Source organism: Sphingomonas sp. Root720 (assembly GCF_001428605.1).
Lineage (GTDB): Bacteria > Pseudomonadota > Alphaproteobacteria > Sphingomonadales > Sphingomonadaceae > Rhizorhabdus.
Map to the genome: position 1 here is coordinate 661,277 of NZ_LMID01000013.1, position 17,131 is coordinate 678,407.

The following is a 17,131-nucleotide window of genomic DNA, read 5'->3' on the forward strand; positions in this document are numbered from 1 at the left end:
TCAGATCAGTCCGAGATCCCGGGCCCGCGCCACCGCCTGGGTCCGGCGTGCCACGTCGAGCTTGGCGAAGACGTTCTTGAGGTGGAACTTCACCGTATGCTCGGTCATGTCGAGCAGGCGGGCGATCTCCTTGTTCGACCGGCCATGGGCCAGTTCCTCGAGCACCTCGCGCTCGCGCAGGCTCAGCCCCGCGTCGCCGACCTCGCCCCCGCGGGCGTCGCCCTGCCGGGCCAGCCGGGCGACCAGGGTCGCGGCGAAATCGACGACGAGAATGTCGACATAGGCGTCCTGCGCATGGCGGCCGACGGCACGCAGCAGCGGCATCGCCCCCTTGCTCGTCAGGAACGGCCCATAGGCGGCCTCGGGCGCCGCCAGGGTCAGCGCCTCGACCATGTCCTCGATCGCCTGCGCGCGGGCCCCGGAGAGATCGAGCAGCTGGGCGCGGGCCACCAATATCCGGATCACGTGCAGGAAGGCGCCGAGTTCGCGGGCACAGCCCAGCGCGTCGGTCAGCGTGCGGATCGCCCGCGACCGGTCGATCGCGGCGAAATGCGCGGCAAGGCCCAGCCGGCTTTCGAGATAGGCGAGCCAGACGAACGAGTCGGTCTTCCAGCCGTCGTCGGGCAGCGCCTGCCGCAGCCCCAGCGCGATGGTGGTGCGGTCGGCGGCGCCCTCCCCGAGCAGGGTGAAGGCGTCGGCCAGCCGATCCAGCCGGTCGAGGCCGCGTGCCCGCGCGACGCGGCGAAGCCGTTCGATCGCACGCTCCGGATCGTTGAGTACGCCATGTTCGACGATCAGCGCGCTGTAATAGATGTCGACCCAGCCATCATAGCTCTCGACCTGGTCGAGATCGGCGCGGATCTGCTCGGCCGACAGGTCGGACGGCTGGCCCGCCCAGAATTTCTGACTGCTCTCCAGCAGGCGCGACATCGCGCGCAGACCGGGATCATAGGCGAAATTCTCGTCGGCCATGCGCCGGGCCACACCGAAATGCGCCTCCGCCGCCCGCAACCGCCCCTGGTAGAGCGCCGCCAGTCCGGCATGGAGGTAGCAATAATTGAGCCCCAGCATGGTCCGCGCCTGCCGCATCCAGCGCATCGCCTGCTGGGCGCGGCGGTCGGCGGCGCCGAAGCGCCCCAGCGCCAGTTCGTAGACGACGAGATGGCATGCCAGGATCGAACGCGTCACCGCATCGGCCGAAACCATGCCGTTCAGTTCGGCGTCGCGCCGCTCCAGCTCGGCGAGGTCGATATGATGGTCCTCATAGACGGTCAGCAGCACGCCGACGTTGAGCAGGTCGCGCTCCAGCGCCGGATCGCTCGCTCCCGCGCCGTCGCGCGCGGAGACGGCGATGTCGAACAGCGTCCGCGCCTCGGGCAGCAGCCCGTCCTTGATGCAGGAATAGGCCTTGGCCACCGATATGCGCGGATAGGCGTGGATGACGGCGTCGGGCAGTTGCTGCAGCAGCCCGCGCAGATAGCCGATGCCGCCGAACAGGATCAGCTCCCAGCCGCCGGCATCCTGGATCAGCCGGGCGCAGCGCGCATAATCGCCGCTGAGCCGCGCGTGCCGGACCGCGTCCGACATATAGCCGTTCTGCTCGTACCAGCGCGACGCCCGCCGATGAACCTCGTCGACCGCATCGTCTCCGAAGCGGCGGCGCTGTTCGTTGCGCAGATATTCGGCAAAGAGATGATGGTAGCGATAGCCGGCGCCGCCCTCGACCGTCGGAACGATGAGCGCGCCGAGCGGCTCGAGCCTGACGATCGTCTGGAGGCTGTCGGCCCGTTCGGTGACGGCGGCCGCGAGCCGGTCGTTGAAATGTTCGAGCGGCGCCGTCTGGAGCAGGAACGACTGGAGATCGGGCTCCAGGCTGCTGACGATCTGGTCGGCGAGATAGGTCGCGATATGCCCCGAATCGCCATGGAAATTGTCGAACCGCACGCTCGACGGATCGTCCCCGACCAGCAGCTTCGCCAACTGGACGGCGACCGGCCAGCCCTCGGTCCGCTCGAGCAGCAGCGCCAGCGCCTCTTCCGAGACCGGCTGCTCGAAGACCGCGGCGAGTTCGTCGGCAGTGAAGCGGAGCGCCTCGCTGGTCAGTTCGTCGGCCCGTCCGGCGGCCAGGAGATGCGCGATGTCGAACGGCAGCGACCCGCGCGAGGTGATGACGAAAGTCATGTTCGCCGGGACATTCTGCAACAGCCCCCGCAACATGGTGTCGACCGCCGTCGATCCCAGCCGGTAATAATCGTCGAGGACGACCACCACCGGCCGGCCGGCCTGGGCCACCGCGTCGAGGACCGCCGACAGCGCAGGCGGGATACCGCTCGCGAAGAAGCCTTCCTCGGCACCGACCTCGAGGCCCTTCAGGTCGAGCCCGGCGGTCGACAGCGATGCGACCAGATAGGAGAGAAACTGGGTCGGCTCGGCATCGCCCTCGTCGAGCGACAGCCAGGCGACGACCGCCCCCGCGGCGCGGGCCTCGCGACACCATTCCGCGACCGTCGTCGACTTGGCATAGCCCGCCGGGGCGATCACCGCGGCGAGATCGAGATCGAACCACCTCTGCATGCGAGCCCGCAGCCGCGGACGGCCGACGAGGCGAACATTGTTGCGAGGCAGTTCGAGCTTCGATCGAAGCAGCCAGGGGCGCGCCATTTCGGGATCGATCTGCTCGGACATGGCCCCCTATCCCCCGAATGAGGTGCCGCGGCAATAACGGCTACCGCGCCGGGAGACCATGTCTGCTGCTGTTTAACCGGTCGGCTTGCTCGTCGCAGCCAACGGATGCGCATCGCGGCGCTGGTCGACCGAGCCCGTCCGAGCCCAGTCCTTTCGCCTTGCGGCCGTCTGCCGATCGATGGGACTGGCGGGGCAAGGCCCCGGGTGGCGTCGGCGTAGGATTCGCTCGCTGCGGTTATCCGCCACCCAATGTCGCCCGTCGTGCGGGCGAGATCGAACCGACCCCGGCGCGCGGAGCGCCGACGGCCGGTTCGATGCTCCGGTCAGATCCTGCCGAGCAGGACGAGGATCAGAAGGATCACGACGACGACGCCAAGCAGGCCCGAAGGCCCGTAGCCCCAGCCCGAGCTATATCCCCAGGTCGGCAGCGCGCCGACGAGCGCGAGGATAAGGATGATCAGAATGATTGTGCCCAGCATTGGCTTCCCTCTAGCGATTGCAACAATGCAGCAACAATCGATGGGCGGAGCCGTTCCGATCTCTGGCGAAGGCCGATAAAAAGCCTGCGAAGAGGTCGTCCGCGCGGCGCGGCGACCGGGTTGAACGAAACAATGCCCTTCGGCCGCAGCTTCGACCGATCGAAATCGACCCGCGACGGAGAGGGCTCTGGAAAAACCGCGCGATCACACCATCTTGTAGCCAATGTCCCCCTACATCATCGCATTCGGCGACAGCCTTACCGAAGGCTATGGCCTCCCTCGTCACCAGAGCTTCGCGAGCCAGCTCGAAGCCCTGCTTCGTTGCGACCATCCGCGTCCTCGCGTCGACAATGAAGGCGCCTCCGGCGACACGACGCAGAGTGCGCTCGCCCGCCTCCCGCGAATCCTCAGCCGGCTGGACAATCGGCCGGATCTGGTGATCGTCGAACTGGGCGCCAACGACCTGTTGCGCGGCATCCCGCTTGCCACCACGCGCCGCAATCTCGACGCGATCCTGATGGAACTCGGCCGCTGCCAGCTTCCGGTCCTGCTCGCACGCATGGACGCACCCGCATGGCTCGGCGGCCTGGGCCGCGACTGTACCGCGCTCTACGATACCCTGGGGCAGGCACATGGCGTGCCCGTGGCACCTTTCCTTCCTCCCGGCGTGCTGGGCCATCCGAGGCTGACCCTGCCCGACCGCGTGCATCCCAACGCCGAAGGCTATGCCCGCATAGCGCGAGCCTTCCTGCCGGCGGTACAGGATGCGCTCCGCGCGGGTCGTACCCGAGCGGCCTGATCGGATCGGTCCGCTATCCTGTCACCACGCCGCGATGATGGATCCGTGCAGATACGGACCGTCACGCGCCGCGGGGTTCGATATCGTCCTCGTCGCTGTCGGTCTCGCCCAGGCCGTCTTCCTCGTCGTCGTGCATCGGCTCGCCGGCGAAGGCGCCGTTATCGATCCTGCCCGACGTCACCATCTGGTTCATCGTGTCGACCAGATCCGGAGCATCGTCCGGCATGACGGTAGTCCTGTCGGGCGAACCGCCATGCTCGCTTTCCTCGGATAGGTCGGTACTCACCACCATCGCGTCGTCGGCGACGTCCTGCGCCTGGTCGGCGTCCTGCTGCTCGCCATTGTCGAGCTCTGGAGCGATATCGTCTTTGGGGTCGCGGGGCATGTGCGTGGCCTTTCTCGAGGGAATGGATCAACGGCTTGGTCCGCATCCCTGTTCCCGCCTGGCCGTCGACCGTCACGATCTTACGGGACATCGGCGAGAGGCAGGACGCCTACAGCGCGCAATCCTTGCCTGACTCGCCTGGCACGGGCTCCCACTGATAGGCCTGGACCGTCTCGCCGCGCGGCAGATACGTCACGGGAAATGTCTTCATTCCCCGGCGAATGCGCAGCCGGATCAGCTCGGTCTGCTCCCCCTGGATGCCGTCCTGCGGCACCGGATCGACGATCTCGTCGCCGTCGCGCAGCCCGGCGAGCGCAGCGGCCGATCCGGGGACGAGACCGCGGACGATCCGCTTCGGTTGTGCCAGCACCTCGGTGGCGAAACCCAGTTCGTAGCGACGCAGCTTCGCGGTGGTCCGGCGGAAGCAGGGACCGAAAGCATCCGATGCCGGCAGCGGCATCGCGCCGTTCAGATAGGCGCGAAAATCCTCGACCGCGCTGGGGCCGAGATGCTCGGCAAGCAGCTTTTCCCAATCGCCGTTATCGGTGGTCCTGCCCGCCTTTTCGAGCGCGAGCATGCCGAACATCAGGTCGTCCAGCGACTTGGCGCCACCCGACGCCTTGCGCATCGCATCGTCGACCGTGGCGAAATAGAGCATGCCCCGGTCATAGGGCAGCGTGCGGATGCGGGTATCGGCCCAGAAGCCTCTGGGTACCTCGCGGTTCGGCACGGTCGCCATCGCGCTGGTATAATAGCGTGCCGCCGTCCAGTTGATGTCGGCGAGATAGGCCTCCGGCGTGATCATGCCGAAGCGGAACGGCAGCCGCGCCTGGTAGAAGGTCGCGAGCCCTTCCCCGAACCAGGAGGATTCGAGCCCCGCCGGCCTGGCGATGAAGGGCTGGAAGGTGTGAAACATCTCATGCGCCAGGGTCAGCTTGATCTTCTCGGCATCCGATCCCTTGCCCCTGCCGAAGGTGGCGACGAAGGAACGGAACAGGCCGACGCCGCCGCCCGCGTTGATCGGGTTGTAGCGCAGGAAGACGCCGTAGGGCGGGGACTCCTTCTGGTCGAAGAAGCGGGCATAACGATCGTAGAGCGCGCCCGTCCAGGCGAGCAGGTCGCCCGCGTCGAAGGCCGGCGCTCCCTGCCACGCGCCGAAGAAGCCGCCGGTCGGGATTTTTGGGGGGAAGGTGCCGATCCGCCCGGCCATGAAGAAGCTCATGCGGATCTGCGCGCCGTCGAGCGGTTCGGCGGCGGTGACACTTCCCTCGCCCAGCGAACTGACGCCCCGGCTGCCCTTCGGCGCGCGGGACAGATCCCAGCCATAGCTGGTGCGGTAACGATGGTCGCCCGGCGGCAGCAGCAGGAAGACATGGCCGGCCGCCGACACCCCGCCGCCATCGGCGGTGAAGGAGAAGGGCGGCGCGGGGCCGCGCGGCGGCAGGGTGGCTTCTGCCGGAACGCTGTAGCGGACGGTGACCGTCCCCTCGACGGCGCGGTCGGCGATCCATTCGCGCGACGGGCCGCCGCCGACCGCGTCGCGCATGCCGGTTTCGGGCAGGTCGACGTCGCGGTGGGTCAGCCTGAGCGGCCCCTTCGCGTCGCGCGCGCTGATCGCCGCGATCACGGTCGCGACGGTGTCGACATTGCTGCTGACCATCGGCAGGCGAAGCAGCGGCTCGCCGCTGGCCGCGGCGACGCCATCGAAGCGCAAGATGACGTCGACGGTGCCGACCTGCGTCGGGGCGGCGGGTGCGGCGATTGGCGCCAGCGTAACGGCAAGGGAACCGTCGGATTCCGCCGCACCCGCCATGGAGGCGGTGCCCAGGGCGAGGGCCAGGGACAGGCCCGTCAGAATATTGCCGATCATCGCCCCACGCATCGCTCTCACCTCGATATGTCTATACAAAAAAGATGCGCAGGGAGTGGGCCCCCTGCGCATCTCGGTATTTCATAGCGGGCGATACGCGTCCGCCGTCATCAGAAGGACCGCGCCAGGGTCACGCCGAACGTGCGCGGCTGGATGAACAGCGCGGTCGGCACGTTGACGCCGTTGCGGTTGTCGGCGGCGGCGACGCCGCGCTTGTCGAACATGTTGCGGACATAGACGTTCGCGCTCCAGACCTGGTCGAAGGTCAGCCCGCCGCGCACGTCGACGGTGGTGTAGCCCGGCAGGGTGATGCGCGGACGGGTCGCATTCGCCGCGTTGGTGACGAAGGTGCCCGCACGGTCGCCCAGATAGACGACGGTGAAGCCGACATTGCCTTCGAGCCGATCGCCCAGCGGGAAGCTCTGGTTCGCCGTGATGTTGGCGGCGACGCGGGCCGAGAAAGGCAGGCGGTCGCCGTCGAGGCCCCGGAGACCGGTGGCGTTGACGATGGTCGGCAGGTCCTCGGTCAGGGTCGCGTCGGTAAAGGTCAGGTTGGTGTCGATCGTCATGCCCGACCACGGGGTCAGGTTGGTCGCGAGCTCGAGACCGCGGCTGCGTGCCTTGCCGCCATTGGCGAGGAAGGTGAGCGAGCTGATCGAGTCGGTGCCCTGGAGCTGGATATCCTTCCAGTCGATCTGGAACAGCGAGACGTCGATGGTCAGCAGGCCGGGAACGACCTTGCCCTTGAAGCCCAGTTCATAATTGACCACCTTGTCCGAAGCGAAGGACTTCGGCACCGACGGCGGCGCCGCGATGTTCGGGCCGCCCGGGCGATAACCGGTGGCGACGCGGGCATAGGCGATGATGTCGCGCGAGAAATGGTAGCTCGGCGAGATCAGCCAGGTGAAGGCATTGTCGCTGGAATCGGCGATCGTGGTGCCCGAACCGAAGACCGGCGCGGTCTGCGGCGAGGTGTCCAGGGTCGACTCGTTATGCTGCTTGTTGTGCGCGTAACGGCCGCCGACCTGGATATCGAGCTTGTCGGTGGCGTGCCAGGTCAGGTCGCCGAAGCCGGCATATTCGCGATAGGTGCCGGGGCCGGTACCGATATAGGGCGTCGCGGTCAGGCTGCCGGACGCGATCAGCGTCTGGTCGGTCGCGGCATGCTCGACGGTATAGAAGCCGCCGGCCAGCCAGGTGAAGCTGGTGCCGATGTCGCCGCCGAGGCGCAGTTCCTGCGAGAATTTATGCGTCCGGTCGGCATTGGCGATCTGGACGGTCGGCGTCGCCGACAGGCCGTAGACCGACCGCAGCAGGCCGCCGAAGACGTTGGTCACGTCGCTGGTGATGACGTTGTCGGCGCGGCTCCAGGCGCTGATCGAGGTGATGGTGACGCCACCGAGCTCGAGTTCGCCGCGAGCCGAATAGAGCTGGAACTTCGCCTTGTTGATCGAGTCGATCGACCGGATCGTCAGGTCGCCATATACCGGCTCGAAGGTGGTCTTCGCGGTCGCCGGGATCGGCGCGGCGGCGAGCGTGCAGGCGACGCACACCGGAACGCCGCCGGAGGTGATCGCCAAGTCGCTGTTCGTCGCGTCGGTCTTCTGCCGCAGCGCCGAGAGGACGACGCGGAAATTGTCGGCCGGCTTGATCAGCGCGGCGCCGCGGAAACCCCAGACGTCACGGGTGTTGACGTCCTTCGCCTTCAGCGCCTGCGGATGGGCATTGTCGAGATAGGGCGCGTCCTCACGCTTGAAGCCGCTGCCCAGCACCGCCAGCCAATCGTTGATCGGGATGTTGACCGAGCCGCGCACCGCATAGCCGGTGTCGCCGTGCGAGACGGCGGTGCCGCCCAGCTCGACGCGGCCCGAGAATTCCTTGGTGTCGGGTTCCTTGAGGACATATTTGATCAGGCCGCCGAGGCTCGATGCGCCGTAGAGCGTGCCCTGCGGTCCGCGCAGCACTTCGACCCGACTGACCGCGCTGGCGTCGAAATCGGGGAGCGGCGGCTGGCCGGTGCCCGTGGTACCGCCGAACTGGATGTCGTCGACGAGCAGCGCGACGGTCGGCGCGGTGGCGCCGCCGGTGGTGACGCCGCGCAACGCGAGGCCCGACACGCGCTGGTTCGAATATTGGAGACCCGGAACCCGGTCGAAATATTCCGACAGGCGGTTGATGTTCTGCGTGGTCAGCGCGTCGGCCGAGATGGCGCTGATGGCGACCGGCACGTCGATCAGACGCTCGGCGCGCTTCTGCGCGGTGACGACGATGTCGCCGGCCGAATAATCCTCTGCCGCCTGCGCTTCCTGCGCGATGGCCGGCATCGATGCCGCCAGGGCGATGACCGCCGCCGACATGGAGATGGCGTGTTTCACATTTTTCATTCTTCGTACCTCCACTGAACCCGCGGATCGGCAGCCCCCCCGCGGGACCAGCCACATCCAGTTCGGAACCTCTTTTCCCGTCCGTCGCCACGCGATCATCATCGTCGGGCGCTGCGGACATCCCTCACCGAGGCAGCAGCAAATTAGCCATCAGCCGCCGCCAAATTTATTCTCATTCAGGTCTGCCGACCGGCTTCGCGCATAGATTTTCGCCGATTGCGGCCGAGTTGGATCAAGATTTCCCAGCCGCCCCACCCGCCGGTCCGGCCGGTCAGGCCGAACCGATCGGCTGGAACTCCCGCGCATAGGCGCGCAGCCCCTCTTCCAGCCCACGCAGCCCCGCTTCGAGCTTGTCGTCCTCCTGGCAGAAACCGATGCGGACATGGCCGGGCGCGCCGAAATATTCGCCCGGCGCAACGATCACGCCCGAGCGCGCGATCAGCCATTCGGAGAAGGTCCGGCTGTCGGCGATGCCGGGCAGCGACGGGAAGCAGATGCAGCCGTCGTCGGGCAGTTCGCCGCCCATCAGTCCCTCGGCGACCATCTCCTCGAACCAGGCCTGGAAGCGCGGCCGGCATCGTTCGACATAGCTGCGCGAATGCTGGCCGAAAACGGCGGCGTTGGTCATGACGTGCGCGGCGATCGCGTGCGACAGGGTCGAGATGCCGAACTCGATCCGGCCGTTCAGGCGGCGCAGCGTCTCGATCACCTGCGGCGCGCCGACGATCCAGCCGCAGCGCAGCACGCCGAGGCCGTAGATCTTGGTCAGACTGGACAGGCTGATCACCGCCGGCGACAGCGCCGCCGCCGCGCCGGGCCGACGCTCGGCCGCGGCATAGTCGCCGTAGACCTCGTCGACGACCAGCAGGAAGCCGCGCCGCTCGGCCAGTCCGGCCAGCGCGCGCAACACGTCCTGCGGCACCGCCATGCCCGAGGGGTTGTGGAGGTCGGACAGAACCACCAGCCGGGTGTTCGGCCGCAGCCGCGCCTCGACCTCGGCGACGTCGATCGAGAAGCGGGTACCGCTGCGGTGGAAGCGATCGATCGTCGCGCCCGACGCCTCGGCCAGATAACCGAACAGGTCGAAGCCCGGGGTTTCGATCAGGACATGATCGCCGGGCTTCAGGAAGGCGCGGTAGATCAGCGACAGACCACCGGTGGCACCGGTGGTGCACAGGACCTGATCGCGGTCGACGGCGTAGCGTTCCGCCAGCATGTCGCGGACGAACGGATTCCCGTCGCCGAAGGCGCTGACATAATAGCGCGAGAAATTGGGCTCGACCGCGTCCAGCACCGTGTTGCGCAGCAATTCGCGTGGCTCGGGGACCGAGCTTTCGAACAGGCTGACGGCATTTCCCTGGTGCGCGCGGGCGGTGGCGAGGGCGCCACGGACCCACTGCGCGTAGCTTCCCTCTTCGGAGGACGTCGCCGGCGACGGCATGGTTTCTTCGTTCGACATGGCGTTTCTCTACCGGCGCCGGCGGGCACTAATTATTCTATCTGAGCGGAGGGACCCGCCATTGCGCATAATTTGATCGCTTATTCGCGCAAAGCGCGCTTGGCCTTGCCGCGGGCATCGATCCAGCCCTTGGCGAACCAGTAGACCAGCCCGACGATCAGCCAGCCGCCGACCAGCAGATAGGGGCGCGGGTCGGCTTCGATACCGAACGCGCCCACCAGCAGCGCGCAGACCACGCCGGCATAGCCGACCCCGACCACCGTCCCGCGCGACAAGCGCAGCGCGGAACGGGCGTGGATCTCGGGATGGCGGCGCGCGACGACGGTCGCCGAATAGGCGCAGGCCATATATTTGAGCATGGTCGGGACGTTGACCGCGAGCAGCAGGAAGATGAGGCTGGGCGGCAGCATCAGCCCCGACATGGCGCAGACATAGCCAAGCAGGATCGCCCGGTGCGGCGTGCCGAAGCGCGGGTGGATCGCGCCGATCGCGTGGGGCAACGCGCCGTTGCGGCCCATCGCGAACAGGCTGCGCGAAAAGGTGAGCGTAGCGGCGTTCATCGACTTGATGATCGAGAAGCAGGCGGCGCCGACGATCAGCGGGATCGCCAGGTCGCCCAGCACCACCTTCGACGCGTCGAGCAGCGGCGCCTGGCTGACCGCCAGCTTCTCCGGTCCGATGAGGCCCAGGGCGGTGAGCGCGACGAGGCCGTAGACCAGCGCGGTCAGGCCGATCGCCAATGCGATGCCGAGCGGAACGTTGCGCTGGGCGTCGCGCACCTCCTCGCCGATCTCGACCGCGGATTCGATCCCAAGGAACAGGGTGATCATCAGCGGCACGACCGCGAGGATAGCGAGCGGCGGCGTATCGAGCGGATTGCCGACCAGGGCGGGATCGAAATGCGGCAGGCCGGTTCCGACGAAGACGGCGAGGATGATCAGCAGCAGCGCCATCAGCTGCGCCTGCACCTTCGCAGCGATCGACACGCCGACGTAGTTGAGCGCGAAGACAGCGGTGATCGTCACCGCCATCGCCGGCTTCAGCGGGATCGGGAAGACCATGCCGAGATAGCTGACCATCACCCGCGACAGGATCGTCAGCGCACCGACATTGGCGATGACGCGCAGCCAGGCGATCATGAAGCCGACACCGGGATGGATGAAGCGGGTCGGCCATTCATAGGAGGCACCGGAGACCGGCAGAGCCGAGCCGAGATAGGCATAGGCGACCGCGAAGACGAGCATCGGTACCGCCGCCACGCCGATCGCGGCGAGCAGGCCCGATCCGGCGACCGCGGCGGTCGGCTGGAGGATCGAGAAGATCGAGACGCCGATCGCGGTGCCGGCACCGAAGGTGACGACGCCGACCAGTCCGACGCTCTTGCGCAGGGTCGCGCGTTCGGCAGGGGCGTTCACTTGGCGGCGACCAGGAAGGCGCGGAGATCGCGGACCAGGGCGGTGCGCGCCTCGGCGCCCAGATAGGGGCCATGGCCCGACGCATAGCCGCGGACGCTGGTACGGGCGAGCGGCACGCCGGCATGGGCCAGGACATAGTCGGCGCTGCCCAGCGGGGTCACCAGGTCATAATAGCCGGTACCGACCATCAACCGCATCGCCGGATTGCGGTTCATCGCGGCAGCAAGGTCGAGCGCATAATTCTTTCCCACGGGGACGCCCGGTCCGAAACCATAATCCCAGCGGCCGTTCACGTCGCGAAAGGCGATCGGCTCATAGGGAATATCGAGATCGACCTTCAATATCTTCGCTGCATAATCGGCCCAGGCGCCGACGAAGCCGGGCACATATTGGCCCATCGCCGGATCGTCGGCGACCGGATCGCCGCCCGCCCCCTGCAGCGGCAGGGTGAAGCGCGCATCGTACATGCCGATACGCTCGCCCCTGTCGGCCAGCAGCAGCTTCGCGAAGGCCGGGCCCGAGACGCGCAGGTCGGCGGCGAGGATATCCTTCTCCGACAGGCCGATCAGCGCCGCCATCTCGTGCGCGACCGCCGCCTTGCGCTCGGCAGGCAGGCGTGACCCGGCATAGAGCGCCGCGAGATAGCTGCTCTCGATGAAGTGCCTCGCCGCCTCGGCCTGCCCCGCGGGCGTGCAGCCGGCCGCGGCCTTGCCGAAATGACAGGCGGTGGCGGCGAGCGAGGGGAGAATGGCGAGATAGGCGCGGTCGTCGTCGCCGCCCCGCATGTCCATCGCCTGGCCGAGCAGGACGACGCCGTTGAGCGCGAGCGCGTCCATCGTACCGGTCTGGGTCGGGCCGCCGGCCATCATCCGCGCCATCACCGCCGCGCGGACGGTGCCATAGCTTTCGGAGACGAGAAATTTCGGCGAATTGGTGCGGCCGTGGCGGCGCAGCCATTGCTGGACGACCTGCACCATCGCGCGCGCATCCTGTTCGACGCCGTAGAACTCGCTGGTCTTCCCGCCGGGAAGGACGCGGCTGTAACCGGTGCCCGGCGGATCGATCAGCACGATGTCGGCGACGTCGAGCGGGCTGTCGGGATTGGCGACGGTGGCGAAGGGCGCGACGGTGCGCGGCTTCGTCTCATCGTCGAAATCGACGCGGCGCGGCCCCATCACGCCCAGGTGCAGCCAGAGCGAGGACGAGCCCGGCCCGCCGTTGAAGGCGAAGACCACCGGCCGGCCGGTCGCATCGCGGACGTCGCTGCGCACATAGCTGGTGGCGAAGATGCTCGCACCCGGCAGGAGGAACTCCTCGACCGCCGCCGCATAGCGCAGCTTCGTGCCGCCGAACGTCCCCTGCCCTTCCGATCGAAGGACGCGTGGCTGTGCCGGTACCTCGGCGGGCGCAGTCGCCTGGGGTGGAGCGGCGGTCGCCGGAAGTGCGGCCAGCGCGATCGCCAATCCGATCAGCGCGCGATCAATCCCCATGGAAATGCTCCCCATAGCCGAAGCCGACCGCGTCGCCGCCATTGTCCCGCTGCGCGACCTTGACGGCCGGACGGATGGCGGGCGCGGTCGTGAAGGGTTCGATGCCGAGCGCGGTGTAGATCTCGGTCGGGAAATAGACCGTCCCGCCCTTCATCACCAGGCGCGGCCGGCGGATTGCGCTGATGTCCTTTGTCGGATCGCCCGGCACCAGCACGAGATCGGCGAGCTTGCCCTTCGTTATGCTGCCGAGCCGATCGGCACGGCCAAGGAATTCTTCCGCCCCCAGGGTCGCGGCGCGCAGCGCTTCGGCCGGGGTCAGCCCCGCCTTCACATAGAGCTCGACCTCGCGCTGGACCGAGAAGCCGGTCGCGTCGTCGGTGCCGGGCAGCAGCCGGATACCCTGCTTGTGCAGCATGCCCACCGTCTCGAGCATCTTGTCATAGCCCGCCTGATAGGCGTCGGCCTCGGCCTTGTCGGCGATCGTGACGAAGGAGCGCTTGCGGTAGCGCTGGAAGCCGACCGGCATGTGCGACAGGAAATCCTCCTGCCCCATCGGCACCTGCCGCGCGCGGCTCATCATCAGCTGTTCGAGGATGACGATGGTGGTATCGAGCGCGGTACCACGCTGCTTCATCAGCCGGACGGTCTTCTGGACCCGCTCCGAATCGAGGTCGAGCGATCCGCCGCGCGCCATCGCGGTGAGGCGTAACGGGGTGCGGCTATCCTCCTCGGGGCGCAATATCCAGCCCAGCATCAGCTGGTTGAGATGCGCGATCGAGTCATAGCCGTCCTCGATCACCCGGTCGGGCGTGTCGAAGGCGGGGACATGGCCAGTGACGCGCAGACCGAGCCGGTGCGCCTCGGCGGCGATCGGCTTCACCCAGTCGGGGTTCATCGAATTGTAGATCTTGATCTCGGCATAGCCGCGGTCGGCGTACCAGCGAACGTCCTTCAGCGCTTCGTCGACCGAGGCGGGGATGAAACCGAAGCGCGCCGAATAGGGGCTGCGGCCCTCGATGAAGCCGTTGGGCTGGATGCGCGGCCAGGCGACCTGTCCGGCATCGATCTTCGTGAGCAGGTCCTGCAGGAAGCCATTGTCATTGCCCATGTCCCGGGTCGCGGTGACCCCGGCGGCGAGGTACATCAGACCGGACGGCAGGGTGGCGTGCGAATGCATGTCGTGCAGGCCGGGATAGACGGTGCCGCCCTCGCCATCGATCGCCACCTCGTCTTCGGGCACCGGCAGCCGGTCGTCGGCGATCACCTGGGTGATCGTGTCGCGCATCACAACGACGGTCGACAGCGGCGACAGCGTGCCGCTGTCGGGATCGAAAACGCGGACGTTGCGGATGCGGACGGGAGCATCGAAGCGGTGCGCCAGCTTCTGCTGGAGCGTCAGGGCGCGCTCGGTCTCCAGCTCGCCGCCGAGCTTGCCGAGCATCGGCACCGCCGCCTCATAGCCCTCGCGGATCGTCGTGCCGTCGCCGCCGGGACCGAACAGCGCGAACAGCTTGCGGTCCTTGTCGAGCAGCAGATAGCTGGGGTTGAGCTGGACGCCGGTCAGCCGCCAGGCGGTGACTTCGGTCGCGGCGTCGCCTTCGCCGATCGTCATCGTCTTGAGCTGTTCGAGGGCGATCTTCCCGGAGGGCAGCACCGGGATGGCGTGGTCGGGTCGGGCAAGGGCGGCGCGGGCATAGACCCAGACCGCATAGGGGCTGTCATCGTTGACGACATAGAGCGGGGCCCGCTTCGCCCTGATGTTGCCGGTATCGGCCTGGCTGCTCCACTGCGCACGGCCGCCCGACCAGCGGTAGCTCTCGTCCACCGTGCCGCCCATCAGCGACGTGCCCTTGATCGTCCAGGCGGTGGGGATGCCGCCGGCGCCGAAGGTCAGCTCCTCGCGATGCTTGGGGCCGCGGCCATTATTGTCGATCCGGTAGTCGACGCTGGCGCGGTCCCCCTCGCTGTCGACGACGACCGAACCGACCTTTTCGCCATTGGAGAGGATCGAGAACGTCTCCGTCGCGGCGAAGGCGGTGGCCGACGCGCCGAGCAGCAGCACGCCCAGGAGGGTATTGAGAAACGGCGTCTTCACGCGGCAGAGCCTTCCGAAGTGGCGCGCGCATGGACGTACGCCGTGGTGGCGAGATCCTGCACGACAGGGAGGAGGGACTTGTACGTCGTCATCTGGTCGGGGCTTTCGTGCCCGACGGGAATGCCGGCGTGGATTTCGCCGGCCGGACCGATGGTGGCGTCGTCCGGCCCGTGGACGATCTGCCGCGGCGGCAGCGCCTTGCCGGCCTCCGGCAGGCCGCGCATCGCCGCGATGCGGTCGGGATAGTCGAACAGCCGTTCGCCCTGTCCGACATCGTGGAAAGCAATCTCCATCGAATTTCCCCGGGATCAGCGGACGAGGGCGCGGATGTCGTCGCCGATCGCCTTGGCGGTTGCCGCCACCGAATAGCCGGTGTGGCCGCCATCATAATAGCGCAGCGTAACGCGGGCGGGATCCCAGCCCGACTGGGTCGCCAGCAGCTCGGCCGCACCCATCGTCGTCTGGGTATCGTAGGTGCCGTTGCCGATCAGGAGGCGAAAGCCGGGGTTGAGCGTCATCATCCTGGTGATGCCCTTGTAATAGGGCCAGTCGGCGAAGGGGCTGGTACCGTCGCCCCAGCCCCAATCCTCCAGGCTGGCGATCGCGACCGCGGGGACATAAGGATCCTTCCAGTCGACCTTCAGATCCTGGCGCAGGTAGATGGGCATGAACGTCTGCACGCCCTGCATCAGCACGTCGGCCGGGTCGGCGCCACTGCCCTTGTCGGTGATCGGTGCGGTATAGCGGGCGTCGGACCGCCCGAGCAGCAGGCCCTGATCCTTGAGCAGCTCGACCCGGTAGCGTTCCTTGGTGATCTTCAGATCGTTGGCGAGATACCAGTCGGCAGCGATGCCGCTATATTCCGCCAGGCGATCGGCGATCCGGCGCCTGTCGCCATCCGACGCAGCGTTGCCCTGGTAAAGGACGGTCAGATAGTCGCCCTTGGCGAAGCTGCGCGCTTCGGCGAGGAAGGTTTCGAGCGAGCGCCCCTTGCGATCGGCCTTGCCGTGATAAAAGCCGATCGCGGCGATCGTCGGGAGCGAAGCGACATAGCTGGTGACGTTGGCCGCACGCTGCGAATATTCGATGATGTTGGCGGCCTGCCCATAGAGGAAGATGCCGGCCAGCGGCAGCGGGACCGGGCCGTCGGCGAGTTGCCCGGCAATTTCCGCCGCGCGGTTGGTGCCGTAGCTTTCGCCGGTCAGGTAGACGGGGGACCCTTCGCGGCCATGCTGCTTCAGCCAGGCGCGGATATAGGCGGCGAACTGGGCCGCATCGGCCTTTACCGAGAAATAGGCCTTGGGATCGGTGCCCGGCGCGACCCGGCTGAACCCGGTCGAGGCGGGATCGACGAAGACCATGTCGACCGCGTCGAGCGGCGAATAAATATTGTCGACGAGGGCGAAGGTCGACGGATCGGCCTTCACATCGTCGGGATAGGCGACCCGCTTCGGCCCGATGCCGCCGATATGCAGATATTGCGCGGCGACGATCGGCCCGCCGTTGAACAGGAACATCACCGGCCGCTTCGCCGGATCGACCTTGTCGCGGGTATAGGCGAAGCTGACGATCTTCGCGCCTTCATTGGCGCCCGTCATCACCGATATCCCCTCGACCGTCGCGGTATAGGCGATGCTCTGCCCGCCGAACCGGCCCTTGTGCTTCGTGACGACGGCCGGATGATCGACCTGGTCGCGAACCGGCTGCGCGCCGTCCTGCTGGGCTATCGCGGGCGCCGCGAGGGCGATGGCAAGGCCGGTCACCGATGCCAGGACGAACGGGACGAAAGCGGTTCTGATCATCATGTGCGAGAGGCCCTCCGATCAGGTCACTTTATGGATGGCTTCGCGAAATGGTTATGCGAAGTTTAGCGACGTGCGGTACGCGACTGCATAGAATATTCTCCGGGCGGCAGGCGAATATACACGCCACGGCCCCGCCATGCCGTGCCGCCGCTATGACAATCCGGCGCGTCCGCAGATAATGTTGGCCGATAATCGCATTATACCCGGAAAATTTATGTTGCGCGAAAGCCGGCTCTCTCGGAACATGTTCGCAACCGGACGAGGG

General features: G+C 67.3%; 12 protein-coding genes. 1 reads left to right on the top strand and 11 read right to left on the bottom strand.

All coding sequences use genetic code 11. From position 1 onward, the window contains the following. Together ASE22_RS27935 and ASE22_RS26325 are read right to left on the bottom strand one after the other, a co-directional pair. Complete coding sequence (locus tag ASE22_RS27935; protein ID WP_056363962.1) at positions 1 to 2,685, bottom strand: LuxR C-terminal-related transcriptional regulator; 2,685 nt, start codon at positions 2,683 to 2,685, stop codon at positions 1 to 3. A gap of 323 nt (positions 2,686 to 3,008) precedes the next feature. Continuing rightward, on the bottom strand, positions 3,009 to 3,164 hold the full coding sequence (locus tag ASE22_RS26325; protein WP_082545385.1) for a DUF3309 family protein: 156 nt from the start codon (positions 3,162 to 3,164) through the stop codon (positions 3,009 to 3,011). A 223-nt stretch (positions 3,165 to 3,387) separates the two neighbouring features. Between ASE22_RS26325 and ASE22_RS20555 the strand changes: the two genes are divergently transcribed. After that, the gene (locus tag ASE22_RS20555; RefSeq protein ID WP_056363964.1) at positions 3,388 to 3,963 is read left to right on the top strand and encodes an arylesterase; all 576 of its coding nucleotides are present in this window, start codon (positions 3,388 to 3,390) and stop codon (positions 3,961 to 3,963) included. A gap of 61 nt (positions 3,964 to 4,024) precedes the next feature. On the opposite strand, the gene ASE22_RS20560 is transcribed toward ASE22_RS20555, so the two are convergent. The 9 genes from ASE22_RS20560 to ASE22_RS20600 form a co-directional block, all read right to left on the bottom strand. Further along, a complete protein-coding gene (locus ASE22_RS20560; RefSeq protein ID WP_056363966.1) occupies positions 4,025 to 4,348 on the bottom strand; it encodes a hypothetical protein in 324 nt (107 codons plus the stop codon). Between the two features lie 109 nt (positions 4,349 to 4,457). Continuing rightward, on the bottom strand, positions 4,458 to 6,218 hold the full coding sequence (locus ASE22_RS20565; protein ID WP_056363968.1) for a M61 family metallopeptidase: 1,761 nt from the start codon (positions 6,216 to 6,218) through the stop codon (positions 4,458 to 4,460). 110 nt (positions 6,219 to 6,328) lie between these two features. Then, positions 6,329 to 8,602: a TonB-dependent receptor gene (locus ASE22_RS20570; protein ID WP_056363970.1), complete on the bottom strand. Its 2,274-nt coding sequence runs from the start codon at positions 8,600 to 8,602 to the stop codon at positions 6,329 to 6,331. A gap of 271 nt (positions 8,603 to 8,873) precedes the next feature. Further along, on the bottom strand, positions 8,874 to 10,061 hold the full coding sequence (locus ASE22_RS20575) for a pyridoxal phosphate-dependent aminotransferase (protein ID WP_056363972.1): 1,188 nt from the start codon (positions 10,059 to 10,061) through the stop codon (positions 8,874 to 8,876). Positions 10,062 to 10,141: 80 nt separating this feature from the next. Beyond that, positions 10,142 to 11,476, bottom strand: coding sequence for an APC family permease (locus ASE22_RS20580; RefSeq protein WP_056363974.1), 1,335 nt, complete (start codon positions 11,474 to 11,476; stop codon positions 10,142 to 10,144). Then, the gene (locus ASE22_RS20585) at positions 11,473 to 12,966 is read right to left on the bottom strand and encodes a S10 family peptidase (protein WP_056363976.1); all 1,494 of its coding nucleotides are present in this window, start codon (positions 12,964 to 12,966) and stop codon (positions 11,473 to 11,475) included. The genes ASE22_RS20580 and ASE22_RS20585 overlap by 4 nt, the downstream gene beginning before the upstream one ends. After that, a complete protein-coding gene (locus ASE22_RS20590; RefSeq protein WP_056363978.1) occupies positions 12,956 to 15,061 on the bottom strand; it encodes an amidohydrolase family protein in 2,106 nt (701 codons plus the stop codon). The genes ASE22_RS20585 and ASE22_RS20590 overlap by 11 nt, the downstream gene beginning before the upstream one ends. Then, on the bottom strand, positions 15,058 to 15,354 hold the full coding sequence (locus ASE22_RS20595; protein WP_056363980.1) for a hypothetical protein: 297 nt from the start codon (positions 15,352 to 15,354) through the stop codon (positions 15,058 to 15,060). The genes ASE22_RS20590 and ASE22_RS20595 overlap by 4 nt, the downstream gene beginning before the upstream one ends. Before the next feature lie 15 nt (positions 15,355 to 15,369). After that, on the bottom strand, positions 15,370 to 16,866 hold the full coding sequence (locus tag ASE22_RS20600) for a S10 family peptidase (RefSeq protein ID WP_056363983.1): 1,497 nt from the start codon (positions 16,864 to 16,866) through the stop codon (positions 15,370 to 15,372). Between the last annotated feature and the right edge of the window lie 265 nt (positions 16,867 to 17,131).